The sequence below is a fragment of the Halogranum roseipondis genome (assembly GCF_059695585.1).
Window position 1 is genome coordinate 452,567 of sequence record NZ_JBUEED010000008.1, and the last position, 23,367, is coordinate 475,933.

Consider the following 23,367-nt stretch of genomic DNA (forward strand, 5'->3'; position numbering starts at 1 on the left):
GACGAAATCGAGACAAGCCGATGACTGACCACTATTCTGACTACGAAGCACTCCGTCCGATGGGTGAAGCAACCCGGACGCCGGATCACGAACTCAATGCTTGTTTCGACACGCAGGACAACGGGCGTTCCATCGCAGGATACCCAGCCGAGGGTCACCAGCGAGAGACAACGTGTGCTTCCTGTAGGACGTCGATTCCGCCCGGCCAGCCACAGTGCCGATTCTGTCTCGCCCACCATCTCGATCCATCAGACGAGCAGCGTCATTCGGACACCGAGCTGTCGCTGCTGCACGTCGTACACCTGTTCGTCGAGTCGTCGACGTACTACGGCGCCGTTGCGAAGGGAGCTGCTGCAGCGAGACTGCTTGTGACGAATGCGTCCGATCGCGTCGTCGACGAGTGCCAGCTCATCTACGACTTCGACGAGGAGCCTGCCGCTCAGGTGACCGACGCGTGGCCAGCGCTCTCTCCTGCGGTTCGAGTCGCTTCGAAGTATGGTGAGGAGGTGCTTGCAGTTGCCCGTGAGCGAACGACCTGGGGAAGCTCAGCTCACTCACCGACTGAACACGGGACGTACCTCTACGACGAGAGTGGGAGCACTATTGAGGATGAAGCGAAACTCTCGACATTCCTCGAGAGCGCCGGCGACGACGGCTGGCTCGTGCCAGCGATTGCACTGCAGCACTCTTCTGTGGAGACGCGTTCGGAGTCTCAGGAACGTCGGGTACCGACGAAGAGGTCACTACAGTGTTGGGAATGTGACCGAGAGACAACACATCGGTTCTCGGCAATCGAGGAACGTTCCGACAATGGGCGGAGTGGACAGCCAATCTGGGACTGTACTATGTGTGGAGCACCGTGCTTTGGGCCTGACCCAAGAGCGAGTCAGTAAGCTCACGCAGAGAAGTTTTATTTGCCCCCTGACGGGTGCGGGGCACTCGAGAGGTGCCTCGTCGACCCATGACGAATGCATTTGCACACCTTGATACAACCCGGAGAGTCGTCAAACGAACCCAACACGAGGCATTCGAGTTCGAATGCTTCGATGGCGGTATTCGCGTCAGAAACTGCAGTCACGCCGAGCCAGCAGAGCACGAGTACCACGTCACCGTCGACGATAGAATTCCGGTGGCTTGTGAGTGTCCAGCCGACGCAAAATATTCCTCAGCCTGTAAACACCGTGTGGCGGTTGCGATTCGAACCCCACTCCTGGATGCCGCTGCAACGCAGCCGGTCGCCGACGGCGGAACCGTCGTCAGTGATGGCGACGCTGGGGAGACAGACGAGTGCGACTGTGCAGAGCTTGGCGACGGGTTTCCCTGCTGGGATTGCTATCGAACCGGGAAGCGAACGCTCCCGGAGTAGCACCGGCTCACGGCTCACGAAGCGAGCAGCTATCGGTCTATTTCTCCAATGGTGACAGAAAGTGCGTGCTGAACTTAGAGCGTGAGTTCAGCACGGCGAGTCTATTTATTTCATCACACTCTACTAAACCAGCTGTTAGAAAGAGAGTGCTTATTGTTCAATGAGCTGTTCTTGCTCTTCGAGCGTTTCTTCGTGGTCTTCAACAGCATCTCCCCGAGCCTTTGTATCTCCACTGAGACGTCCTGATAATTCTTTTAGACGATCTTGTTTCCCATAGAGGACAAGCGTGTCACCCGGTTTCGCCTCCACATCTGGTTGCGGCGCACCAATGTATGAGTTATCCCGGCGGATGCCGAGTATCAACACACCCTCGCTTGGTAAATCCAATTCAGTGATCGTCTTCTCTGCCAGCCAATCGCCCGCGTTGATTTCCACCTCTGCCACACGATACTCGCGTTGCAACCCGAGTAATTGGGCATAGTCTGTGACCTCCAACTCTGTCGTCTTACTAAGCGTCCACTCAATGAGTGGCGTAACGAGGCGGTTGAACCATTGACTCCGTGCGAACAGAATGATTACACCGGCACCACCGAGAATGTACAGTAAGTTCAACAGGTTTTCTCCACCAGTTCGAGTGAATGAAAGGACAAGCGACGAAATTGCACCGAGAAGTCCAATACTGCCGAGTCGAATGAGCGCCTTCACGGTTTTGCGGCGGCCTGCCGTAGTAACAGCCTGTTCAGCCTCTTCGGTGGTATATCCTGCTCCAGAGAATGCTGAGGTGGCTTGGAAGGAGGCCACATCTGGTGAGAGGCCCGTCATCTCCAGCGCAATTGAGCCAATCCGCACAATCAACAATGAGAGCGCGAAGATGACCAGTAGCGACAGTATTGGATATGTGGCAACCATACCGAGATGTAAGTCCCCGTCTCTGTAAACATCACTACCCACACGAACAGTACACGCTCTGAATCCAGCGATTCAATTCTTCACCAGTTGGTGGGATCTGTCGTGACCAACTTGCGCCCTCTCTTCAGCATGCCCACAGAAACCTATCACTGATTGAAGAGTAAACGAGAGCATCGAAACACAAGCGAACTGGAGCGCGCCGGAGAGCGTTTTTCTGCCCCCCAAGGGTGCGGGGCGTCACACACATCGCGTCCCGAGAGCCACAATGCACCAACTCATCTACGCGCTCGTTGAAGCACCGAATAGAGACGATGCCCTCGTCAGCGGTAACGCAGCGTTCGACCGACTCGTCGGCGTCGGGCCCGACACCGCCGCTGTCTTCGATTACTATGTGACGTTTGACGACGAGACAACGTCTGTCGCCGGAAAGGCACGGTGGGGCGAACTACCTGTCGTAGCACCAGTCGATTCCGACGAGGGAGCAGAACTCCTTGAACGAGGATGGAGCGCAACAATCGAAGAGTTCGAGCGGAATCTCGAACGAGTGCGAGCCGCCGTCGACGAGTTCTCTACTGAGGAACTCATGCGCGACAAAGAGCTCGCTCGACACGCCTGCTACAATCTCGGAGCCTACCGAGGGCCGTCGCTCTTCCTGTACGATGAGTACGGCGGGGCGATTCGCCATCGCGACCAACTGGATTGTGTCCTTGAATCCGACGATCAGGTGTGGATCATCCCGGCAGATGTCCACTACTGAGCCAGGAATCGCCCGACAGAACGGACCACTATAGTCTTAACCAACAGAGCGCGGGAGCCGCCGTTTCTGTTGGTTAAGGAGATGGCGAACCTGCTGACTCGGTGAGCGCCGAGTGAGTTTTTCGCCCCCAGAGGGGTGCGGGGGACAGAGACCCCTCGCAGTAAACCGATGACTGACGACAACCCAACAGCGACGGAGTCGAATCGAGAGGAAGCAACCCAGACCGAATACGTCGAGCGCAGTGACGTCGGCGTGTCACTGACGGTGAAACTGAAGCGTGGAACGGCGACGCGAGACCAGGACGAACTGACGGCCAAGGTCAAGGCACGAACGCTTGCAGAGGCCCGTGACGACATGGACACGCTGCGAGCGTATCTGCACGACCTCGCCGAAGACGTTCGGCAGATTCAGCCCGACGACGAGGCGGAATAGAGCGCTCAGAGAGGTGGTTTTTCGCGCCTCCAGATGGCTGGAGGCGAAGCTCAATGAGCAACGACTCGGCCGAATCAACAGCATCGACTGGCCTCACACCCGAGCAGCGTCTCGAAGCGCCAACCACCCACCTCGTCGACGCAGGTATCGCGACCATCCACGACATGGCCACGCTTCGAGCCTGTGTCGCCTACGAGAACGCGAATCAACAGCGTGTGCGGATTCTGCGGCGACTCGCAGAGCGGGCACAGGAGATTCAGACAGAAGAGGAATAAGTTAGGTCGATTCCGGAAGTCAATCGTGCCGCAACTCGTTGAGAGCAATCAGCACGTACAGCAAGCCGACGAGGCGTGTCCCCTGATACACCCAGGGTTTCCAGTTGCAGCTGTTGGCGTCGGTGTACGCCAGCGGTGCCGCATAGTCGATATAGGCGCGTGGGGAGACCAAGGCGAGAACCCCGATGAGGCCGAGAAATTTCTTGAATGCCGAATACGAGTCGTCACTGCGCCACATGACGAGTAAAAAGGCAAATCCTTCAATCCGTGCACCAGGAACAACCCATGACCGCAACTCACACTCATCTGGATTGTCGAGTGCAATCTGCTCGGCGGCTTCGATCAGCGCGTCTGGTGCGCAGAGTTCGACGATTCCGATCAGTGTGAGTATCTTGCGGAGCATGACTAAGATTAGTCGTACACCATCATAACACGTCGTCTGTATTCTCTCCTACCGGAGAGGTCTCGTGACCATCGAGGGCAACAACTGGTTCCCGGAGAGTTTTTCAAGCCTCAGAAGGCTGGAGGCTCGATTCAAATGAGCAACCGACCAGACATCTCGGTGCATCGGCAGACAGCTTTTGATGACGACGGCCAGCTCGAAGTGACCGAAACGAGCGTCGAAACCTCGCTCGAGGACTTCGGTGCGGAGGTCGATCATCGCGACCGCGAGTCACGACGTGACCAACCAGCGGCGAGCGAGTTCGGCGTCGACGACCGCCCGGAAGTCACCCGTTCATCTGAGGGCGACCAGTCGACGCTCTTCGCAGATCTCGACGAAAACCAGCAGACGCTTGCCGGCAACGAGGCGGCCGCTCGCTGCTTGTTTGAGGAGTAACCAACAGAGTGGGGCTGATTCCGGTCTTGTTGGGTAATGCATCCCGCGGCGGTATTTATCCGCCCCTGAGAGCTGCGGGGCGGCGGTGCCTCGCAGGTGACTCCTGTGTCCATTCACGACTTCTCCGGCGCAACCAGCGACAGCGCGACAAACACCTACGCCGACGCTCGACAGGCAGAGTACGTGGCGTTTCTTCATCGTGTGCCGTTCGCCATCGACGCGTTGAACCTCGGGTTTCTCACCGGCTTTCGAGAGGACTGTAGCTACCAACAACAGCAGTTTCTCGACCTCGAGTTGCCAGTCGGCATGCTCGATAACGATTTCAGAAATCCAGATCTCGCTCGCTACACGGAGCGCGTCCTCGAACACGAACCCGGCGTCGGTATCATCGGCGACGCCTACGATCGTGCCGAAGCCCAGTCGTACGTTCGGGCGGTGCGAGACCTCCAAGAGCGCGTTCCCGACACAGAGTTCGTCATCGTGCCGAAGTGCAAAGCGACACTTGAGGAGATACCAGACGACATCGTCGTCGGTTACTCCCGTGGCTACGCGGATATTCTGGCACACGAATTTTCTGATCCGGTTGACTGGCGAGGCCGTCGAGTCCACATTCTCGGAGGCAGTCCACCCAAGCAACTCACCGTCATCGACCAACTGACGCAACCGACGCTGACAGGCGACCCGCCTGCCGACATCGTCGGCCTCGATTGGAACGGACTCCATCGCGGTGCGCAGTTCGGCGAGTTCTGGACGGACAGTGGGTGGGACGACAGCGGTCGCGACGCCGACCACCTGACAGTTCGAGCAACGGTCCGGCACGGGCTTGGCCATGTCCGTTCGTTTTGGGAGAGTCAAGGCGTCTGGCCGGAGAGACCAACCGAGCACGCTGACCAGCCACAGTATCAGCGCCCGACACCGGCCAACCTTCACTCATCGGTCTGTACCGAGTGTGAAGACGACGTCTGGACGGGGTCGCGTGGCCCATTCGTCGCGGAGTACGATACTGGGGACGTTTGTGGGTACTGCTGTTACGACTGCTACTTCACCCATCGCACTCGAAACCATCTCGAGGAGGTCATGGGCGAGGCCAGTGTCTACATCCCGCCAGCATAGTATTATCTCGGGTTCCAAGTTCGCTTAGAGCGCGAGTTTCTCCGAGCGTCACCCACATGTACCAAGACCGATGTCCGGCCTCGGTTACTCGTAGTAGGGTTTTCGCTCAATTACATCTGCGAAGCCGACTGACTCGCTCACATCAGTGACTTCCACAGTTACTCGTTCACCTTGTTCAGTGTCAGGGATGATGAGAACGTATCCACGGTCAGTACGGGCAATGCCATCGCCCTGTTCTCCGATGTCTTCGATGTCGACGGTCCGCTGATCCCCTTTCTCAACTGGTGCGAGGTTCTCTCGATGCTGCACCGCTTCGTGGGTTGACGGAGTGTCATCAGTAGTATCAGCTGCAAAGACAGCCACGCGGTGAACATCACCCACTTGGACATCGCCTATTGTCACTTCTTCTTTCGGCACTTCGAGAACGTATGAGCCTCGCTGCTCATCCACCCGGGCGCTGAAGAGGCAAAGTAAGTCATCTGGAATTTGCATGTGTAACTCTCGTCTGAGAGTCTTGTTGCTCTCTCATCTTAACTTGGTGATTAGCAGTAGGGAGGACACGTCTACGGCATCGTTGTGAGCTCAGGTAGTGAGGCACTGAGCCGAAGACTGAGAAACCGCTCCTCGCCGGCGAATTTTTCTGCCCCCGAAGGGTGCGGGGCATTCCAAAACTGGAGTGCTCGCGAGACAACTCATGGCGACGAGTGACTACGCAGCGGTGTCGTTCGACGACTCCGACACCCGACGTGACGAGATGCACAGTACCATCGAACAGTGGATCGACGACCTTGTCGACTCCGTCGACGACGCACAAGCGAGTGCAGAGTTCCAAGCGTGGCTTGATGTGCAACGGCAGTTCCACGACTACTCCTACCGGAATACACTGCTCATCAAACAGCAGTGTCCCGAGGCCAGTCGTGTCGCCGGGTATCGAACGTGGCAAGACGAGTTCGACCGCCACGTCGAGGAAGGTGAGCAGGCCATCTGGATTTGGGCACCCATCATCACGAAGCGGTGTCCCGAGTGTGCAAACTCGCCGAGCTACCACGCCAACATCGCCTGTGAGTACGACGCGACGCCACCCGAGGAGTGGTCGAGAGGGCTCGTCGGATTCAGACCCGCTCCAGTATTCGACATCTCCCAGACCGACGGTGAACCACTGCCCGACCTCGAGACGGCCGCGATGGGTGACGCTGGCGATCTCGTAGACGAGCTGACTGACGCGGCTTCAGAGCTCGGTGTGACGGTGCGAATCATCTCTGCAGAGGAGTGGACCCACGGGAGTGCATGGGGTATCTGCCAGCGACTGAGCCTCATCGACGTCCAGCCACTCGTGGAGGTCAAAGACCGGACGAACGAAGCCGACCTTGCGCGGACGTTGGTTCACGAGTACGCGCACGCGCTGTTGCATTTCGACGTCGACGACGACACCGAGCGGGCGAAACGCGAGGTCGAAGCCGAAGCCGTGGCGTACATCGTCGGGCGGTACTGCGGCCTCGATACCAGTGGGTCGGCGTTCTACCTCGCTTCGTGGGAATCCGACGATGCAGACGTGATTCGTGGGCGACTCGGACGGATCAGTCGAACGGCGACAGAGATCATTGCGTTGCTTGAAGACTGAACCGACGCTGAACCAGAGCTTACTTAACCAACGCAGCTTGGTCTTTCCATCTTCAATGCGACTCACCAAGGTTGAACCCAGCCCATCTGACAAAAGATTTGAGAAGTTCTGGCCGATTTTGCACTGCTCGGAGTGACTGATCGAGCCGCGCTTCAAGCGCGGCGAGATCGGTGGGTACGTAGTTCGCGAGATCGTCGTATTTTACCGATTTCCAGACCTGTTCGACCGGATTGAAATCTGGCGCGTAGGTCGGGAGATACTGGATGTCGATGGCGACCTTGGGAGCCATCGGCCATCCAGGAGTCGTCATCATTCTCGCTGTCGGTTTGTGCGCTGGGTAATTGTCCCAGATCAGAATACAATCCTGCCCGCGTTGGTTGAACGAATCGCGTAACAAGTACGCCATTTGTTCGCTATCAACGCTTTTCTCGGACAACCAGAAGTCCAAGACGGTCGCGCCGGTTTTCGGCGCGACCGTCAGGGTTGCAACTGCACGAATACTGTCCCAGCTGCCTGAATTGCGGTGGATTGGCGTGTGGCCGCGTGGCGACCACGTTCGTCGAACTGTCGATTGCATTCGGACGCTACTCTCGTCGAGAAACACTAGCGCAAGGTCGTTTACTCGCGCTTTTTTTCAAGTGCTGGAATCGTTTCTTTCTCCCAGCGACGAACTGCGTTCGCGTCGCGCCTGCGGGAGCGACGCTCGGGCTTCTGGCAACTCCAGTTCATTCTCTGGAGATACCGCCAGACGGTTGTTTGCCCGACAGAGACGTCGAATTCCTGCTCAATCACTGCTGCGATGCGTTTGAGCGTCCAGAGATCGGTGTCGAATGCGCTTGCGGCCCTTCCTGCAGGAGGGACGCAAGCGCGGCCAACTGCTCATCGGAGAGTTTCGCTGAGGGACCGCCTTTGTGCGGTTTTGCATCGAGTCCCTCGTCTCCCTCACCTTCGTAGGCTTCTTTCCATCGGTAGACAGAGCTGGGCGAAGCACCAACGACGTTAGCGACTTCGTAGGCGCCGTGGCCCAGTCGAAGCAAGGCGACGGCAAGCCATCGCCTCGCTTCTAACTCCGCCTGGCTCCCAACTGGCCGTGTCACAACGAGAGACGTACGCTCTGTGAGGAGAAGTCCCTTTCTAGCCAGGAAAGACCAAAGAGCGCGATTCGATAGCTCATACATTCGCTCAGAACTCGAACGCATTGGCCAGCAGCTGGACAACCCACTCACCGTCTTCTTGATTGGCGGGGGATCGATGGCGTTTCGCGGACTTAAAGAGACGACCAAAGACATCGACCTTATCGTCTCCTCCGGCGATGACCTGAGTCAGTTACAAGCGGTGCTCCTCGAACTGGGATACGATATCGTCCGGGAACCGGACGAAGAGTACGAAGAACTCGGTGCCCAGCGCATCCTCGAGAACGATGATGGGTGTCGCATCGACGTCTTTAACCAGCAGGTGATGGCAAACTGATTTTGTCTCCAGGCATTCGTGAGCGGAGCGAACGGTATCTCGACCCGGGAAATCTCGGGGTCGAGCTCGTGAGTCCAGAAGACATCTTCCTGTTCAAAGCGGTCGCTGGTCGGGTGGACGACATCGAGGATATGTTCTCGTTGATGCAGACCGGCCTCAAGTTCGACGTCGTCGAAGCGGAACTCGAGACGCAGATCGAACTCTTGGACCAAGAACTGTTCGTGACGTACGTCAACGGAGCGTTGACCGATCTCACCGAACAACATAACGTGACGACACCGTTGCACGATCCCGTTTCGGAGATCACTGAGCGCGTCTACGAGGAGCTCGAAGTGCTGCACGCGCTTGACGAACCGAAGCGACTGACCTGCAACAGGAGCTTGACTGGCCTGCAGCGGACGTACGGGAGATTGTGAGACGTCTGGAAGAGAAAGACGCCGTCGCGGTAACCGATGGACGTGTCGAGCATCGCTCAACAACGATTTGACTGCGATGCTGGGTCTGGTAGGAAGGTAAAGCTGAGCGGCCGAGAAGGCAATTATCTGTCTGCTTGCTATTGTGTTCGTTGAGCACGTGAATCGGAAGCGCCTAGGCCCTAGGTGACCACACCCTCTGTCTGTTGCACGCAGTTTCCGACAACCTCCGGGGAGGAGATAGAATGACTGTCTGGACCCTTTTGCTAACTCCTATACTTAGCGCTCGTTGTACGCCTCCCGCAGCGCGATCGCATCTTTCGAACTGAGGCGATACCCCTGCAGTCGCAGTTTCCCAGTCTGAGTTTTCACGATTATATCACCGGCGCCCTGCAGATCTTCGGCACCGGGCTCATCGAGAATCACCCGCGAGTCAGTGTTCAATGGCAGCCGGAAGCTGATCCGACACGGGAAGTTCGCTTTGATCTTCCCCGAGACGATATCCGCCGAGGGGCGCTGCGTCGCGAGGAAAATCACGTAGTCGTGGGCCCAGCCCACCTAAGCGAGGCGCGTGACAGCGTCTTTGAACTTGTCTTTCTCATCGCTGTGGTTTGGTGGGGGATGTTCATTCATACAACCCATGATCCATTTTTGATAGCCTCCTACGCCTAAAGGCGCTACTTGTCGGTGTCGAGGTCGAACTGCTGGGTGTCAACAACCGCGTCGAGGACTACACTGGTGTTCGAGTCGCGAATGTCTGCATCAGTGAGCACAGTCTTGATTTGGGCGTTCATATCATCTGTATCGTGGAATTTGCCGATAGCAATCGCGTCGTAGCTCCCAGTCGTTTCGTAGACTGTGCTTATTTGCTGTTGAGCGTTAAGACGATCGACAATCTCCGGTAAAGCGTTTCCGTCGACTTTGAGCTGGAAGATTGCGGTGACGTCGTAGCCAACGGCTTCGTAGTTGATCTGGGGAGTATATCCGTCGATAATCTCTTCATCCTCCAGATCTCGGAGATGATTCGAGACGGTCGTTACTGACACGTCGAGCTCATTGGATAACCCTCGAAGACTCGCACGCCCGTCATCAAGGAGGCCATTGAGTAGTTCTTTGTCCAGATTTTCGTATGCCATTATACCACCCATACACACAGTGCCATTTGGAGTTGCCGAATGTGTCATTTAACGGGGTGACTCACAAGTTGACTGGCAACCACTTTCTGACTCAATGACACGGGAACAACGGGGCTTGCCACTCCCAGCAGACCTACCCGCCATAGTCCATGAGCATCCCACAGATGCTCACCGAGGTGGCTGTTCAGGGAAACTGCAAACCTGGAAACTCTCACATGCAGGATCCCCGCGTTGACGAGACACGCCGTGTCTCGTTCTGGGGACATCTTCAATCCCAAGAGGACGTCACTCAGTCGTTCTGTCGCAAAGTGATGTAGCCACCCTCGTAGTCCTCGATGAAGGGATCCGGGCCGCCAACGCTCACTTCCCCCTTCTCAGTCTCGATCAGGAGGTTCATCTGGAGCGAGAATTCGTTCGTCATCGGATCGACGAGTCCCTGCCGAACGCGGGTCACTGGCCCAGAGAGCACCTCCCCATCGCTCGTTTCAATATCCGCCCGAAGATCGACGCCCTCGTTTTCGTGGAGCGCGGTGTGGAGAACTGCTTGCCGGAACCAACTGAACGTCTTCGGAAGCGGATATGGATCCGTCACCAACAGCTCCGCGGATGCCGGCCAGAAGGTTCCAAGAAACGTCGAGAGGACGGTCCCGGTCAGCCTCGATCGAACGACCTCGACCGCATCCGCATCTGCATGTGACCCCGAAACAAGTCCAGGATCACCGATAAGAGCCGTTTCGTCGTCGGACACATAGAGCAGTGGAACCTCTTCGTCCCAACAGCGAACGACGTCTGCAGAACCCACAACCTGGCTTGCATCCATATCAGACAGATCGGCGTCGCCGATCAACAAGAGGACCAGTACTCCTCGGTCGACGGCATCTCTGAGCTCGGGTTCGACTTCCGAAAAGAAGCGTTCTGGAACCGCGAGAATGACCTCCGTTTCGGCTTGGGAGATCGCGCTCTTCGTCCGTCTGATCGCGGTCTCACGCGACTTTATCATCTGCACTTCGGCCGTCTCAAGGCGGGATTGGGTAAATCGCTCTTCCAGTAGAGGGGTGATGGAGTCGATTTCGTCGGCCAGTCGCCCCATTGCGGTCGAAGGAGAGAGTGGGCGGATCGTCGTCGGCGACGCGTAACTGTTGACCTGAACTAGGCCTCGCTCTTCGAGTCGCTCAGCAATCTTGTAGACTGCCTGTTGGGAGACATCTGCATTCTCCGATACGGTCCGTACTGTCGCTTCTCCCTGATCTAACAGCGCCAGATAACTCTCAACCTCTTTCTCTGAGAGTCCGAAGGCAGCGAGTTTCTCTTTGAGTTTGGAATCGTCTCCGTCCATCACTACCGCTACAGTAGGCAGTCGTGTGTTGATAAAGCTGCTACGAGACGGCGAGTATCGGTCGCTGTCGTGGGTCTCTTTGGGGACCCGCTCTTCAGAACCCCCCACTGACTGATTGCACTCTTATAAATACTGAAAATCTTAAACAACCAGTTTAAAACTAATCTATATTGTGTGGGTGTCACAAACGAAGAGTGATGACACCAGACCCAGACAAAATGAGCCAGTTGAGAGACGCCGGTTTTACCCGACGAAACCTGTTGGCCGCCGCTGGTGCTGCTACGGTCGGTATCACTCCCAGTATCGCAACAGCGAACACGTCTCCCATCGAGAACAATCGAGCGACCCCCGTGCAGGCGGTCGAGTCTCCGGACGGTCGACTACAGGTCGAGTTCGCGCTTCAGGACGGAACTCCGACGTACGCTGTGAGCTACGACGACCGCTCCCTCGTCGACCGTTCCGCGCTGGGGTTCCGTTTTGCCGACATCGCCCCAATTGGAGAGGATGTCGTAGTGACGGGGATTCAGCGACGGAGTGAAGACACAACGTGGGAGCCTGTTTGGGGAACAACCGATTCAGTTCGGAACCGCTACAACGAGCTTGTTGTCGGGATAGAGGAACAAAGCGAGCCGAAACGATCACTCACACTGCTGTTCCGAGCATACGATGACGGTGCCGCATTCCGATACGTGCTTCCCAAGCAGGAGGGGCTTGATGAGTTCACGATCACCGACGAACGGACGACGTTCCGGTTCGCCGATGACTTTACCTGCTGGTGGATACCGGACAACTACGAGAGTTACGAGGATATCTACCAACAGACCGCTTTGAGTGACATCGAACCGACGCCCGATGTCGGCGCCGAGGTCGATGGGGTGAACACACCCCTGACAATGAAGGTCGACGAGGACCTCTACATGAGCCTTCACGAAGCAGCCCTCACCGACTACGCTGGAATGACCGCGACTCGAGTCGACACTTGTCCCTCCGTTTTCGAGTCCACGCTTGTCCCCTTACCCGACGGGACCAAAGTGAAGGCGGAAGCGCCTCACGCCTCTCCGTGGCGCACCCTCACTATCGGTGAGACTCCGGGCGACCTCGTCGAATCGAAGCTCGTTCTCAACCTGAACGACCCCTCGAAGATCGAGGACACGTCGTGGATCAAGCCGTCCAAGTACATGGGTATCTGGTGGGAGATGCACATCGGCAAAGCGACGTGGGCACCCGGACCGGACGTCGGTGCGACGACTGAGAATGCAAAGCGGTACATCGACTTCGCCAGCGAGCACGGGATCGGTAACCTGCTCGTCGAAGGATGGAATGTCGGCTGGGAGGGCGGGTTCGACCAATGGAGTAATCCGCCATACACGTTCGACTTCACGGAATCGACGAACAAGTACGACCTCGAAGAGGTCGTTCAGTACGGGGCCCAACAGGACCCAACAGTCGACGTCGTGATACACAACGAGACCGGTGGCGGGGTCGGAAATTACGAGGCACAACTGGATGGGGCCTACAGCTACTACGAAGAGCTTGGAATCCCATCCGCAAAACTTGGGTATGTAAGTGCCGAGGGAATGCTCATCGACGGGGAGCTCTACCCGCATCACTCCCAAGTGATGGTGAACCACCATCAGCACGTCGCGAAGACGGCCGCCGAGCACGAGATTATGCTCAACGTGCACGAGCCAATCAAACCGACGGGCAAGCGCCGTACGTGGCCGAACCTGATGACTCGAGAAGGCGTGCGAGGTCTCGAGTACGAAAACGCGAGCCCGCGAGGGAACCCTCCGAATCACACGCTCGTCGTCCCCTTCACGAGAATGCTCGGTGGCCCAGTCGACTACAACCAGGGCATCTTCGATGTCAAGCATGCGGAGTACGGCGGAGACACCAGAGTCCACAACACTCGTGCCCGCCAGTTGGCACTCTACGTGATCATGTTTAGCGGGCAGCAGATGGTCGCCGATCTACCGGAGAACTACGACGACTTAGACGAGTTTGAGTTCATCGAGAACGTTCCCGTCGCCTGGGATGAGACGAAAACCGTGAATGGTGAAATCGGTCGGCACGCGACGTTCGCACGCCGAAAGGGAGACGAATGGTACATCGGGAGTGGGACTGGCGAAGCACCACGTGCTCTCGAGATCCCGCTTGACTTCCTTGACGACGGCGGCCGTCCCTACGTCGCTACGGTTTACACTGACGGACCGGAAGCTGATTTCAATACGAACCCGACTGCGGTCGTAATCGACGAGTTCGTAGTTGACTCGGAGGACACGCTCGTGGCCTCGATGATCGAAGGTGGCGGTCAGGCAGTCCGCCTCCGTCCGGCGAACGGGCAAGATCAACAAGACCTTGCCCGGTACCGGCCTCCGAACTACGAGTACGACTCCTTCGTCGTTCCGGAGAACGTAATGGCCAGTGAATCAGTCACGGCCCTTCTGGAAGTTACGAACACTGGGAGCGTGGTCGGCGGAGAAGAACTCCACCTCTACGTAGATGGAGAGGAGAGCAAGACGAGGTTCACTCGCGTGCCCGCTCACAACGAGGAGCAGATCGAGTTTTCGGCACAGTTCCAAGAACCGGGGACCTACGAGGTCGCCATCGGTCACTCTCTGGATGACATCATCGCCGCTCGAACTGTCGAGGTGACGCGGAAGTCGCCGGAATTTGAATGGCTCGCGTTCGACGGGTTCGAGGCACCTGAAACGATCGAGCGGGGAGAAACGTTTGAGGTGAGTGGGACCGTCACTAACACGGGTGGTGACGAGACGATTCAGGTTCTAGAGATGACCGTTGACGCGGACATCGTCCGGGCGAAACGGATTGATCTCCAATCGGGAGAGAGTACAGATGTATCCTTCCAATATACGCCGGAGGCGGCAGGCGAATACTCAGTTGCCGTCGAAGATCGTGGCCCCTGGACTGTCACTGTCTCCGACCCCGAGTAGAGAGAAGGCAGTATTAGAGCACCTGAGTCAACGGTAGTGTCTGGAAGTCTTTGTACGGTCCACTGGGATACATCACTGCTACGCGTCAGTTCTCAGGGTCACGCTGAGAACGGTGAATAGAAACGTGTTACTCGGAGTCCCTCACTCTGAAGATATGAGCTTCCTTCCTGAATTTCTGTGGGAGATGACTACTCGGAACATAAGTCGACGCATCTTTTCACTGCGGTGGGCCAAGAGGGGGGTCTGAAGGGCGACGACTCCTTGGTGCGGCGCCACTCGCAATGTACCCTTCCACGGCGAAGAGCCCCATCGAAAGGAGAATGAGCGTACCAGAAGCGTGATTCCCGTATACAGCCACGACAGCTGGCGGATTCCAACGGGGTTGGTAGCGAGCAGATAGTTGAATCACCAGAAGATACTGGAGGTGGCACGTGGGATGTCAGCGCTCATACTGAGCCACAGAGTGACGCCAAAAAACAACCCGCCGAGAAGCCCGGTCACGAGCCCAGAAATCGCGCGTGTGTGCCATCCCCCACTGGTAAACCGTCCAGTAACAAGTCCTCCAATCAGCCCAATCAGGAGAGATAGAACGAGCCCCACCCACATGAGCGCCCCCGGGAGTGAAACGAAGTTAGCCATGAGGATCGCCAGCATCTCAGCCAGGACACCGAGAGCAATAGCAGCACTACGTCTCATTGTCGACTCGTACTTCTGGGATGAATACCACCCACGGGAAGCAGGAGACGGAGTCCACATGGTCGAATCAGCTTCCAATTATCGACGTGGATCAGCATCACACTAGTGGTAAGCTTCCATACTCGAAAAGAAGTAGTGCTAGCGCCTGATTCTCTCATCTTCACGACTGGTTTTGAAATACCAATTCAAGTCGCTCAAAAACTTCCCATAGAACTCGTACCGGCTGCAAACTCCCAAACGACACCGCCTCATACTCATACGACTCACCTGATGACTCACGCTCTTGGTAATGCGCCCAGCCGTCGACGTGCGGATTCGGTTCGTGATGCCATCCGCAATCGAACCCACTCTCATCACTGTAATGAAACGAGAACTCCGGCCTTGCATCCTCACTCTCACCCGCAAACCACCGCACAGTCAATACCCCGTGGTTCATCGACCCACCAAACACTGACGGGTCAAGATCCGCCTGAACACGCGTGAACAACGATGGCGGATGTCCCTGAGCACTTGTGACACCAGGGTGTCGCCCCATCGTTCGACGTAACTCCAGCAACACAGCGTGCGACTGCTCTCCAGCGTCATATCCGCCATCCGAAACAAACATTACAGTCACACTGATGCAGACGTCGCTCCAGAGTCAGTATACTCTGAGTAGTGCTTGATAGCATCCTCAACCAACCCAAGTCGATACTGAACAAGATCCCAGTCACTCGCAACCTCTCGGAGTACCCGTGTCTCCTCAGCTGACTCCGTCTGTACAGCCTGCTCCCGAAGTGCCTCACTCGATTCAACACCGTATTCCTCACTCCATGTCTCCACCTGCTCCTGCAGGTCAGCTCTGAGTTCGATGAGTTCATCTCGTGAACGAGAGTCGAGTAAATCTCGGAGTCCTCGCAGGCGCGTGTACAGTGGATCAGGGCGGTACCGGACAGCGGTGCCTCCTGAAACGGTCTGTAGGACGTTCATTTCGACGAGGCGTTCCAAGTGGTCGCGTGCAGTGTTCCCTGCAACGAGGGCTTGATCAGCGATCCAGTCAGCCGACTTCGGTTCATCAAGCGTGACGGCTATGCTGCGAACTCGGTCGAACGCACTCGTATGTTGTTTCCATGTTTTCGCACCGGGTGCGTCGTTGGTCATATCCCTGTATTGCTGGCCAAACACAATAATTCTATGGTGAGTACAATAATCTGCAAAAGAAATGGTGTGACCCTTAGTCTTCTCTCTCGTGGTCCCAGTGATTTAGGAGTTGGACACTCCGAATTATCGCCTGTGAAGACTGCGCTCCCTGCAGAACACGAGTTCCTGCAAAGCGCGTCGTCGAAGCAGGAAGCCCCATCACCAGACGTCTCCGACTTCTGGTTAGCAGTCAGAACTCAAAGAGTTCTGACGACACCCCCAACGAAGCAAAGTCGGTCGTAGAGTAGGGTGGGGTAGTTCACTACGACGACTGTTCCCAGTTGAGCAACGATCGAATCGACGTGGGAGGGTAACCAGTGACGCAACCCGCTCCGGATACAGCGGCAAGACAGCGAGCGTCGTCAAAAACCCGTTTCGCAAATACACGACGTCGATGGTCCGCTACCAACGACTACGCGACGTCGTCGCCGAGCGACCCATCGTACTTCTCCTGTTCCTCGTCAGGGAGGTACTGTTCTTCCCACTCAACCACATCGGGGAAGCCGGAGAACTCGTGAAGGCTCTCGAACGGTTGCTCGTTGAACTCATCATCGATACGACGCATCGCTGCTACAGGATCGGCAGCGAACGCACTGAAGTCAGCATAGACGTTCGCGATGGTCGAGAGCGTCGCAGCGATGGGGAACAACACGATGTCGAAGCCCCAGTCGTCTAACGCCGACAGGTCGACGTATGGCGAAGAGCCAAGGTCACCGACGAAGTTGTAGACGAGTCGCCCGTTGACCTCTCGGCCGATGCGACGCAGTTCGTCCTCGTCGGTGGGGCCCTCTACAAATGCCACGTCGGCACCAGCGTCGAGGAAGTCGTTGACGCGGCCGATGGCCTCGTCGACAGACCCATCGCCGGTCCCACGAGCGTCGGTACGGGCGATAAGAACGAATTCCTCACCCCGCTCGTCCCGTGTGTCAGCTGCGGCCGCAATTTTGCCGACGGCTTCCTCGCGCGGGATGACCTGCCGTCCCTTCGTATGGCCGCACCGTTTGGGGAACGTCTGGTCTTCGATGTGAATGCCGCCGACGCCGGCCTTGATGTACTCGCGAACCGTCCTGATAACGTTAGTCGCGTTGCCGTAGCCGTTGTCAGCATCAGCGATAAGCGGGACACTGATGCGTTCTTGGATGTTCGCGGCGTTGTCGATCATCTCCGGCATTGTGATGAAGCCGGCGTCTGGGTAGCCAATTTTCGACAGCGACGTTCCGTAGCCGGTCATGTAGATCGTGTCAAAGCCAACGGCATCGGCGACAGCAGCCGTGAGTGGATCGTGAACGCCGGGGCAAACCAGCAGTTCGTCGCTATCGAGGTGTTCTCGAAGCGCCGCGCCGGAGTCGGTCATTCCCACTCACCTCGAGCACGGGTGGGAGTGTGGTTCGATGCAATCTGGATGTCAAAGTCAGTATTCATTGTTTGAGAGATGGTTGATCACGGCGTCGGTTGTCACGACGTCGCCGTATTTCGCGTCGATGTCGAAGAGGTTCGCTTGGTGTGGTCCATCGGCGCGGTCACCGACCGCGTCAGCCGGGACGATGGTTCGATACCCATGCTGAAGGCTATCGACGGCTGTCGCACGAACACAGCCGCTGGTCGTGACGCCTGCAAGGACGAGTGTATCCACGCGGTGTGTCGTCAGTTCTGTCGCGAGGTCAGTGCCGAAGAACGCGCTCGCGTATTTTTTGAGAATGACGCGTTCGTCACCCTCGGGTGCGACTCGATCGTCGACTTCAACGGCGTCGGTACCGAGTCGTAGTTCCCGAAGCGCGGGTACTTTCTCGATGAACCGCCCAGCGTCGCCGTAGGACTCTTCGAACGCGACAGTTGTGAAGTACCGCGGAAGGTCGTATTCGCGGAATGCAGTGAGGAGGCGAGCGGTCTGCTCAAGGACCCCGCTCACGTCAGACCCAAGTTTAGTGGTCGGGTCGGTGAAGGCGTTAATCAGGTCGATGACGAGAAGTGCGGGTTGGTCACCAAGGCCGACGCTCGATCCGAACGCGTCGGCATCGTACTCGGCGGAATGTGGTGAGTTCATAGTGGGGATACTACCGATGGCTCAGCTGTGTCGATTCTTGAACGAGCGGCGTTCATCGCTAATCTGTTCCCCAAGGGTATCCTCATCTGGGAGTGGGCCATAGTCGAACTGGTCGGGTTCATCACGCGTCTCGCGGATCTCAGTGCGTCGATCCGCTGTTGCGCGCTCGTCCACTGTGCCGTCGTCTGCAATGACAACGCCATACTCGGTCTCAGCGGCCGATTGAGAGACAAGTCCACGATTTACTTCACGGGCGACGACATTGGGATCGCGGTCGAGGGGATCACCGAGGCCACCACCGCCAGCGGTGCTGAAGACCAGTTTGTCTCCCGCTGCCACTGCAACGTTCTCGACTTTTGATGGCAGATCCTCTTCGGTCCCGTCTGTCCGAATCAGCCGCTTCTCGCTCGTCTTGGCGTGCTTGCCCCCGTCAACGCCCCAGGGGTACGTATGCGCACGGTCGTCTTGGAAGGTTATCGCACCATCCTCCTCGAAGGTGAACACCTTCGTGATACCGTGCCCACCGCGGAACTCGCCAGAACCACCGGTGTCAGCCCGTGTGCTGTACTCGTCTATCGTCAGTGGGTAATACGCCTCTTGATACTCCGCAGGAACCGTTCGGAACAGCGGCCACCACGAGTGGCCATCGAGGCCATCGCCGCCTGGACGAGCCGGGATGCCGCCGTAGAGAATTTCGAGCATCTGGAAGTCGTTGCCCTCCGAGTCGGTGCCGGCGTAGACGAGGTTTGGTGAGGTGCCGTAACTCCCCGCGACGGAGAAGCCGTCGATGAGTTTCGAGAACGTCGCTTGCAAGACGTCGAACTGCCGAGCCATCAGCGGCAGTCGGTTGCCGAGTGCGGCTGGGAACTCCGGTTGGAGGACAGACCCCTCGGGGAGTGTGACCTCGAACAGATCGTAGTAGCCGTCGTTGAATGTGAGGAGGGGATCGAACGCCATGATGAGAAAGACCCCCGTGAACATCTTGAACATCTCCTCGTTCAGGAGGAAGTTCACTGTCCCCGGCACTTGTGCGTCCGTACCGGTCCAATCGAGGTACACCGTGTCTCCGTCCCGATAGATCTCGAGATGGAGTTTGATGGGACCGTTCCCCATCCCATCGTCATCCACGTAATCTTCGAACGTGTAGCGCTCGCCCTCGGGGATGAACTCGTGGATGAGGTCGATCATACCGTCGCGGGTTCGATCGAGAATGGCATCGCAGGCTTCGAGGTACGTCTCCTTGCCGAAGCGGTCACAGAGTTCGACGATTCGCGTCTCGGCAGCTTTCGTCCCCGCCGCGAGTGCCTTGATGTCTGCCTCCGCATGGTCAGGAAGTCGTGTGTTGTGGACGAACACATCAAGCAGTTCAGCGTCGATGTCGCCACGCTTGTAGAGTTTGACTGGTGGGAGGCGCATCCCCTCCTCGAAGATAGTTCCTGCCTGCACGGGCATACTGCCAGGTGTCTTGCCACCGACGTCCATCAGGTTCCCCCATTGGCTGGAGAAGCCGACGAGGTCGCCCTCGTAGAAGATGGGTCGCAAGAGAAGCATGTCCGGCGTGTGCGAGACTGCACCGGCGCACATGTAGGGGTCGTTGGTGGCGATAACGTCCCCCTCTTCGAGGTCATCGCGTTCGAATGGCGAATTCTCGAGGATGGTGTCGATAGCCGACCCGAACTGGCCCATCACCATCCGCCCCTGTGCATCGGCGATAAGCGGGAACTGGTCGGACTGCTCGCGGATGACAGGACTGATGGCCGTTGTCTCGACGACTCGGTCCATCTCGTAGCGGGTATTCGATAGCGTGCTCTCGATGATATCGAGTGTGGTCTGGTCGACGTCGTGGTCGCCGACGAAGTCTGGTGTTGCGTCGTTCATTGGTCTGCACCTCGAGTAATCTCGATGTTTCCATAGCGGTCGATAGTCGCGACGTGGTCCGGTTGGACGACGACTGTCGAATCATCCCCCGTGACGATGGCGGGGCCCGCAAGCTCGTTCCCCGAACGAAGTTTGCTGCGGTCGTAGATCGTCGTCTCGTAGAATTCGTCGTCGAAGAACACGTCGTTGACACCAAGTTCGGCCTCGCTTGGGTCGGCGTCGACTTCTTCGTGTTCCTCGATGGTGACGCCTTGTAACGTCCCTTTGCCGACAACGCGGAGGTTTGCGATTTCGAGGGGGGCGTCGAGGGAGAACCCAAACTGTCGGTTGTGACGGGCCTCGAAGTCGTCTTTGATCTCTGCGAGTCCGGTTTCGCCGCGGAGGTGCTCCACGGTCACCGGAATGGACATCTGGATATCCTGCCGGAAGTATCGGCAGTCGGCGAAGTAGTCGAACGCGTGGTTGTCTTCCCCGACACCCTCTGAGCGGAGCCACTCGCTTGCCTCCGCTCTGAGTGCCGAGAGCGCGTCGTACACGTCTTCGCCGTCAACGTCCGCTTCGGTCTCGAGATACGTTTCGGCGAACTCGTTTTGGATGTCCGAGGTGAGGAATCCGAAGGCGGACATCACACCTGGCCCCGGTGGAATAATCAGTGGGTACGCACCCATCACATCTGCAAGTGCATTCGCGTGCATCGGTCCTGCGCCACCGAACGCGACGAGTCCGAACTCTCGAGGGTCGTACCCGCGTTCAACGCTCACGACTCTGAGCGCGCTGTGCATGTTTTCGTTGACGATATCGAGGATGGCTTGTGCAGCCTCCTCAACTGTCGTGCCGCGTTCCTCGGCGATGGTTGCCACAGCATCGTGGGCAGCCTCCCTGTCAAGGTCCATTCGCCCGCCGAGTTGCACCGACGGTGGGATCCGCCCAAGGACAACGTTTGCGTCCGTTACTGTCGGATCCTCACCCCCCTGCCCGTAACACGCCGGACCTGGGTCCGCACCGGCGCTCTCTGGGCCGACCTGCAACGATCCGTTCAACTGGACGCGAGCGATGGAGCCACCGCCCGCGCCGACCGTATTCACGTCCACAGACCGTGAGGTGAACTCACGATACCCGACCTTTGTCTGTCGTGTTGTCTCGGGTGTGCCGGCCTCGACGAGCGAGACGTCGGTCGATGTGCCGCCCATATCGAGCGTCAGCACGTCTGAGACACCTTTTTTCGAGGCGATGGTCGCTGCGCCAACGACGCCGCCACTGGGACCCGATAGCGCAAGTTCGACTGGTCGTTCCTTCGCGGCGCCACTACTCATGAGACCACCATCTGAACGGACAACGTTCATCGTCGCTGACGACCCGGCCGCAGCCAGGGAATCATCAAGATCATCAAGGTAGTCGATGACAGTTGGGCGGGCGTAGTCGTTGATGACGGTCGTCAGCGTCCGTTCGTACTCGCCGTACTCAGGGACGATTTCGGAGGAGATCGAGACCGGTAGGTCGGGTGCTTCTTCGGCGACGATGTCGCGGACGCGTTGTTCATGGACCGGGTTGAGATAGGAGTTGAGCAGTGCGACAGTGAGTGACTCGACGCCCGCTGCATCGAGTTCCCGAACGGCCGTTCGAACCGCATCTTCGTCGAGTGGTTGTGTTTCCTCGCCTGCTGGAGAGGTAATCCGACCGGCGACCCCCCGAGTGTCTGTGAGATCAGCAAGTGGGTCTGGTTTCTCCATTCCCATCCAGCCATACAATGGGCCAGGTGTCCACGCACGTGCGAGATGAAGGATATCCTCATGTCCAGCTGTCGTAATCAAGCCGACGCGCGAGCCCGTCTCTTCTAAGAGCATATTCGTCACGACCGTCGTGCCGTGGAACAACAAGTTGAGCTCCGACACAGATGTGTTCGCCTTCGTCGTCGCCTCTTTGATGCCGTGCAACACACCCTCTGATGGGTTTGCCGGTGTCGAGAGCACCTTATCTATCGTGAGTTCGTGGGTTGCTTCATCGAACACAATAACGTCCGTGAAGGTCCCACCAACGTCGACGCCGAGATTATGTGTCATGTGGTATCGTACATCAGGAAACTCGAGAGGTTGGCCGGTAAGGATTGTCCCAACACGTGTTGGTTCGTTATATATGGACGCCGGACGTGATGACTCACTCTCTTGTCACGCAGCTTTTTAGACATGGGCTGTGTTCACAACCCACCCAGCGATGTTTACCGCGACCGTGCACTTCACCCAGCATCGAGAGTGTGTCCTCCGCCGACTCACCGCGGATGTGAAGACGCCAATTCCCATCGAGATCGAGGAGATACAGAACGGGCTCGTGACGTTCGTCCTTCGCGCCGGTTCGCACGCAGACGAATTTCAAACGGAATTAGAAGCGACTGACCATGTCAAACATGTCCGGCGGCTGAACGATGACAATCTTCTCGTAACAAAACCATCCTGCGGTGCTTACAGTGCTATCTACCAAAATCACGGGACGCTTCGTCGGTCAAACACCGTCTCTGGCCGCCAGCGTGAGTATCACGTCCTCGTCTTCCGACGTGAACATCTGAAGGATATCCTCGACGACTTATCGAGTTTTGGGACGGTTACGCTCGGGAAACTGAAGGAGTTCCGCGGCAACTCGGAGTCGCCATTGACTGAACGACAGCGCGAAGTCACGGCCGAAGCCCTTGCACGTGGTTACTACGACTGGCCGCGGAAAATAACAAATAGTGAACTCGCCGACGAACTGAACATTTCTCGTGCGACACTACACGAACACCTCCGGAAAGCGGAGCGAACCCTCCTTTCGGCGTCATTACCCGACGAGTACAGGCGAACAGGCACCTAGCAAAAAGAGATCCAGACCGACTGTGCTTGGGGGACGTGATAGACCGTAGGTTAACGACGTCATCTGCGGACCCCCGCTCAGAAGATGAGGTGCGAGCGTAAATCAAGCC

The 23,367-nt window shown here is 57.3% G+C and carries 24 protein-coding genes and 1 pseudogene; 11 read left to right on the plus strand and 14 right to left on the minus strand.

Annotation, left to right across the window (positions count from 1 at the left end):
- The first annotated feature begins 20 nt into the window (after window positions 1-20).
- Window positions 21-893 (plus strand): biosurfactant protein 1, encoded by an 873-nt coding sequence (locus tag EOHIBHHM_RS26035; RefSeq protein ID WP_497259128.1) that lies wholly within the window; start codon window positions 21-23, stop codon window positions 891-893.
- Between the two features lie 68 nt (window positions 894-961).
- A complete protein-coding gene (locus EOHIBHHM_RS26040) occupies window positions 962-1,366 on the plus strand; it encodes an SWIM zinc finger family protein (RefSeq protein ID WP_497259130.1) in 405 nt (134 codons plus the stop codon).
- Between the two features lie 150 nt (window positions 1,367-1,516).
- On the opposite strand, the gene EOHIBHHM_RS26045 is transcribed toward EOHIBHHM_RS26040, so the two are convergent.
- Window positions 1,517-2,275: a potassium channel family protein gene (locus tag EOHIBHHM_RS26045; RefSeq protein ID WP_497257639.1), complete on the minus strand. Its 759-nt coding sequence runs from the start codon at window positions 2,273-2,275 to the stop codon at window positions 1,517-1,519.
- Window positions 2,276-2,540: 265 nt separating this feature from the next.
- On the opposite strand from EOHIBHHM_RS26045, the gene EOHIBHHM_RS26050 reads away from it, so the two are divergent.
- From EOHIBHHM_RS26050 to EOHIBHHM_RS26060, 3 genes are all read left to right on the plus strand, one after another.
- The gene (locus EOHIBHHM_RS26050; RefSeq protein WP_497259132.1) at window positions 2,541-3,032 is read left to right on the plus strand and encodes a DUF7995 family protein; all 492 of its coding nucleotides are present in this window, start codon (window positions 2,541-2,543) and stop codon (window positions 3,030-3,032) included.
- A gap of 168 nt (window positions 3,033-3,200) precedes the next feature.
- On the plus strand, window positions 3,201-3,464 hold the full coding sequence (locus tag EOHIBHHM_RS26055; RefSeq protein WP_497259134.1) for a DUF7389 domain-containing protein: 264 nt from the start codon (window positions 3,201-3,203) through the stop codon (window positions 3,462-3,464).
- Between the two features lie 53 nt (window positions 3,465-3,517).
- Window positions 3,518-3,739, plus strand: coding sequence for a DUF8129 domain-containing protein (locus tag EOHIBHHM_RS26060; RefSeq protein ID WP_497259136.1), 222 nt, complete (start codon window positions 3,518-3,520; stop codon window positions 3,737-3,739).
- A gap of 19 nt (window positions 3,740-3,758) precedes the next feature.
- Here the strand turns inward: EOHIBHHM_RS26060 and EOHIBHHM_RS26065 are convergent, their stop codons facing one another.
- Window positions 3,759-4,142 carry a hypothetical protein gene (locus EOHIBHHM_RS26065; protein ID WP_497259138.1) on the minus strand — a complete coding sequence of 128 codons (384 nt, stop codon included), beginning with the start codon at window positions 4,140-4,142 and terminating at the stop codon, window positions 3,759-3,761.
- A gap of 135 nt (window positions 4,143-4,277) precedes the next feature.
- Between EOHIBHHM_RS26065 and EOHIBHHM_RS26070 the strand changes: the two genes are divergently transcribed.
- Together EOHIBHHM_RS26070 and EOHIBHHM_RS26075 are read left to right on the plus strand one after the other, a co-directional pair.
- The gene (locus EOHIBHHM_RS26070) at window positions 4,278-4,577 is read left to right on the plus strand and encodes a hypothetical protein (protein ID WP_497259140.1); all 300 of its coding nucleotides are present in this window, start codon (window positions 4,278-4,280) and stop codon (window positions 4,575-4,577) included.
- Between the two features lie 105 nt (window positions 4,578-4,682).
- Window positions 4,683-5,690 (plus strand): DUF6610 family protein, encoded by a 1,008-nt coding sequence (locus EOHIBHHM_RS26075; protein ID WP_497259142.1) that lies wholly within the window; start codon window positions 4,683-4,685, stop codon window positions 5,688-5,690.
- An 84-nt stretch (window positions 5,691-5,774) separates the two neighbouring features.
- Here the strand turns inward: EOHIBHHM_RS26075 and EOHIBHHM_RS26080 are convergent, their stop codons facing one another.
- Window positions 5,775-6,182 carry a TRAM domain-containing protein gene (locus EOHIBHHM_RS26080; RefSeq protein WP_497259144.1) on the minus strand — a complete coding sequence of 136 codons (408 nt, stop codon included), beginning with the start codon at window positions 6,180-6,182 and terminating at the stop codon, window positions 5,775-5,777.
- Window positions 6,183-6,384: 202 nt separating this feature from the next.
- On the opposite strand from EOHIBHHM_RS26080, the gene EOHIBHHM_RS26085 reads away from it, so the two are divergent.
- Window positions 6,385-7,311 (plus strand): ArdC-like ssDNA-binding domain-containing protein, encoded by a 927-nt coding sequence (locus EOHIBHHM_RS26085; protein ID WP_497259146.1) that lies wholly within the window; start codon window positions 6,385-6,387, stop codon window positions 7,309-7,311.
- A gap of 52 nt (window positions 7,312-7,363) precedes the next feature.
- Here EOHIBHHM_RS26085 and EOHIBHHM_RS26090 read toward each other — a convergent pair whose 3' ends face one another.
- From EOHIBHHM_RS26090 to EOHIBHHM_RS26100, 3 genes are read right to left on the minus strand one after another with little or no spacing between them, the layout of a single operon-like run.
- The gene (locus tag EOHIBHHM_RS26090; protein WP_497259148.1) at window positions 7,364-7,888 is read right to left on the minus strand and encodes a transposase; all 525 of its coding nucleotides are present in this window, start codon (window positions 7,886-7,888) and stop codon (window positions 7,364-7,366) included.
- A 41-nt stretch (window positions 7,889-7,929) separates the two neighbouring features.
- On the minus strand, window positions 7,930-8,103 hold the full coding sequence (locus EOHIBHHM_RS26095) for a winged helix-turn-helix domain-containing protein (RefSeq protein WP_497259150.1): 174 nt from the start codon (window positions 8,101-8,103) through the stop codon (window positions 7,930-7,932).
- Complete coding sequence (locus tag EOHIBHHM_RS26100; protein ID WP_497259152.1) at window positions 8,100-8,600, minus strand: helix-turn-helix domain-containing protein; 501 nt, start codon at window positions 8,598-8,600, stop codon at window positions 8,100-8,102. Before EOHIBHHM_RS26100 ends, EOHIBHHM_RS26095 begins: the two co-directional genes overlap by 4 nt.
- Between EOHIBHHM_RS26100 and EOHIBHHM_RS26105 the strand changes: the two are divergent.
- Window positions 8,563-9,268: pseudogene (locus tag EOHIBHHM_RS26105) on the plus strand (hypothetical protein). The gene EOHIBHHM_RS26100 and the pseudogene EOHIBHHM_RS26105 overlap by 38 nt on opposite strands.
- A 205-nt stretch (window positions 9,269-9,473) precedes the next feature.
- Here the strand turns inward: EOHIBHHM_RS26105 and EOHIBHHM_RS26110 are convergent.
- The 3 genes from EOHIBHHM_RS26110 to EOHIBHHM_RS26120 form a co-directional block, all read right to left on the minus strand.
- Window positions 9,474-9,752 (minus strand): hypothetical protein, encoded by a 279-nt coding sequence (locus tag EOHIBHHM_RS26110; protein ID WP_497259154.1) that lies wholly within the window; start codon window positions 9,750-9,752, stop codon window positions 9,474-9,476.
- A 119-nt stretch (window positions 9,753-9,871) separates the two neighbouring features.
- Window positions 9,872-10,330 (minus strand): HTH-type transcriptional regulator Lrp, encoded by a 459-nt coding sequence (gene lrp, locus EOHIBHHM_RS26115; RefSeq protein ID WP_497259156.1) that lies wholly within the window; start codon window positions 10,328-10,330, stop codon window positions 9,872-9,874.
- A gap of 289 nt (window positions 10,331-10,619) precedes the next feature.
- Window positions 10,620-11,666, minus strand: coding sequence for a TrmB family transcriptional regulator (locus tag EOHIBHHM_RS26120; protein ID WP_497259809.1), 1,047 nt, complete (start codon window positions 11,664-11,666; stop codon window positions 10,620-10,622).
- Window positions 11,667-11,863: 197 nt separating this feature from the next.
- Here EOHIBHHM_RS26120 and EOHIBHHM_RS26125 point away from each other — a divergent pair, with 197 nt between their 5' ends.
- On the plus strand, window positions 11,864-14,620 hold the full coding sequence (locus tag EOHIBHHM_RS26125; RefSeq protein WP_497259158.1) for a glycoside hydrolase family 97 protein: 2,757 nt from the start codon (window positions 11,864-11,866) through the stop codon (window positions 14,618-14,620).
- Window positions 14,621-15,928: 1,308 nt separating this feature from the next.
- Here EOHIBHHM_RS26125 and EOHIBHHM_RS26130 read toward each other — a convergent pair.
- From EOHIBHHM_RS26130 to EOHIBHHM_RS26150, 5 genes are all read right to left on the minus strand, one after another.
- Window positions 15,929-16,456, minus strand: a complete 528-nt coding sequence (locus EOHIBHHM_RS26130) for a DUF7342 family protein (protein WP_497259160.1) — start codon at window positions 16,454-16,456, stop codon at window positions 15,929-15,931.
- A gap of 451 nt (window positions 16,457-16,907) precedes the next feature.
- Window positions 16,908-17,849 carry an isocitrate lyase/PEP mutase family protein gene (locus EOHIBHHM_RS26135; RefSeq protein WP_497259162.1) on the minus strand — a complete coding sequence of 314 codons (942 nt, stop codon included), beginning with the start codon at window positions 17,847-17,849 and terminating at the stop codon, window positions 16,908-16,910.
- Window positions 17,850-17,906: 57 nt separating this feature from the next.
- Window positions 17,907-18,539: an isochorismatase family protein gene (locus EOHIBHHM_RS26140; protein WP_497259164.1), complete on the minus strand. Its 633-nt coding sequence runs from the start codon at window positions 18,537-18,539 to the stop codon at window positions 17,907-17,909.
- Between the two features lie 21 nt (window positions 18,540-18,560).
- The gene (locus tag EOHIBHHM_RS26145; RefSeq protein ID WP_497259166.1) at window positions 18,561-20,417 is read right to left on the minus strand and encodes a hydantoinase B/oxoprolinase family protein; all 1,857 of its coding nucleotides are present in this window, start codon (window positions 20,415-20,417) and stop codon (window positions 18,561-18,563) included.
- On the minus strand, window positions 20,414-22,477 hold the full coding sequence (locus EOHIBHHM_RS26150) for a hydantoinase/oxoprolinase family protein (RefSeq protein ID WP_497259168.1): 2,064 nt from the start codon (window positions 22,475-22,477) through the stop codon (window positions 20,414-20,416). The genes EOHIBHHM_RS26145 and EOHIBHHM_RS26150 overlap by 4 nt, the downstream gene beginning before the upstream one ends.
- Window positions 22,478-22,607: 130 nt before the next feature.
- On the opposite strand from EOHIBHHM_RS26150, the gene EOHIBHHM_RS26155 reads away from it, so the two are divergent.
- On the plus strand, window positions 22,608-23,258 hold the full coding sequence (locus tag EOHIBHHM_RS26155; protein WP_497259170.1) for a helix-turn-helix domain-containing protein: 651 nt from the start codon (window positions 22,608-22,610) through the stop codon (window positions 23,256-23,258).
- Window positions 23,259-23,367 lie beyond the last annotated feature (109 nt).

Coding starts and splice junctions, on each gene's coding strand:
- EOHIBHHM_RS26035 (WP_497259128.1), top strand. CDS start 21: ATGACTGACCACTATTCTGACTACGAAGCACTCCGTCCGATGGGTGAA.
- EOHIBHHM_RS26040 (WP_497259130.1), top strand. CDS start 962: ATGACGAATGCATTTGCACACCTTGATACAACCCGGAGAGTCGTCAAA.
- EOHIBHHM_RS26045 (WP_497257639.1), bottom strand. CDS start 2,275: ATGGTTGCCACATATCCAATACTGTCGCTACTGGTCATCTTCGCGCTC.
- EOHIBHHM_RS26050 (WP_497259132.1), top strand. CDS start 2,541: ATGCACCAACTCATCTACGCGCTCGTTGAAGCACCGAATAGAGACGAT.
- EOHIBHHM_RS26055 (WP_497259134.1), top strand. CDS start 3,201: ATGACTGACGACAACCCAACAGCGACGGAGTCGAATCGAGAGGAAGCA.
- EOHIBHHM_RS26060 (WP_497259136.1), top strand. CDS start 3,518: ATGAGCAACGACTCGGCCGAATCAACAGCATCGACTGGCCTCACACCC.
- EOHIBHHM_RS26065 (WP_497259138.1), bottom strand. CDS start 4,142: ATGCTCCGCAAGATACTCACACTGATCGGAATCGTCGAACTCTGCGCA.
- EOHIBHHM_RS26070 (WP_497259140.1), top strand. CDS start 4,278: ATGAGCAACCGACCAGACATCTCGGTGCATCGGCAGACAGCTTTTGAT.
- EOHIBHHM_RS26080 (WP_497259144.1), bottom strand. CDS start 6,182: ATGCAAATTCCAGATGACTTACTTTGCCTCTTCAGCGCCCGGGTGGAT.
- EOHIBHHM_RS26085 (WP_497259146.1), top strand. CDS start 6,385: ATGGCGACGAGTGACTACGCAGCGGTGTCGTTCGACGACTCCGACACC.
- EOHIBHHM_RS26090 (WP_497259148.1), bottom strand. CDS start 7,888: ATGCAATCGACAGTTCGACGAACGTGGTCGCCACGCGGCCACACGCCA.
- EOHIBHHM_RS26100 (WP_497259152.1), bottom strand. CDS start 8,600: ATGTCTTTGGTCGTCTCTTTAAGTCCGCGAAACGCCATCGATCCCCCG.
- lrp (WP_497259156.1), bottom strand. CDS start 10,330: ATGGCATACGAAAATCTGGACAAAGAACTACTCAATGGCCTCCTTGAT.
- EOHIBHHM_RS26120 (WP_497259809.1), bottom strand. CDS start 11,666: ATGGACGGAGACGATTCCAAACTCAAAGAGAAACTCGCTGCCTTCGGA.
- EOHIBHHM_RS26125 (WP_497259158.1), top strand. CDS start 11,864: ATGACACCAGACCCAGACAAAATGAGCCAGTTGAGAGACGCCGGTTTT.
- EOHIBHHM_RS26130 (WP_497259160.1), bottom strand. CDS start 16,456: ATGACCAACGACGCACCCGGTGCGAAAACATGGAAACAACATACGAGT.
- EOHIBHHM_RS26135 (WP_497259162.1), bottom strand. CDS start 17,849: ATGACCGACTCCGGCGCGGCGCTTCGAGAACACCTCGATAGCGACGAA.
- EOHIBHHM_RS26140 (WP_497259164.1), bottom strand. CDS start 18,539: ATGAACTCACCACATTCCGCCGAGTACGATGCCGACGCGTTCGGATCG.
- EOHIBHHM_RS26145 (WP_497259166.1), bottom strand. CDS start 20,417: ATGAACGACGCAACACCAGACTTCGTCGGCGACCACGACGTCGACCAG.
- EOHIBHHM_RS26150 (WP_497259168.1), bottom strand. CDS start 22,477: ATGACACATAATCTCGGCGTCGACGTTGGTGGGACCTTCACGGACGTT.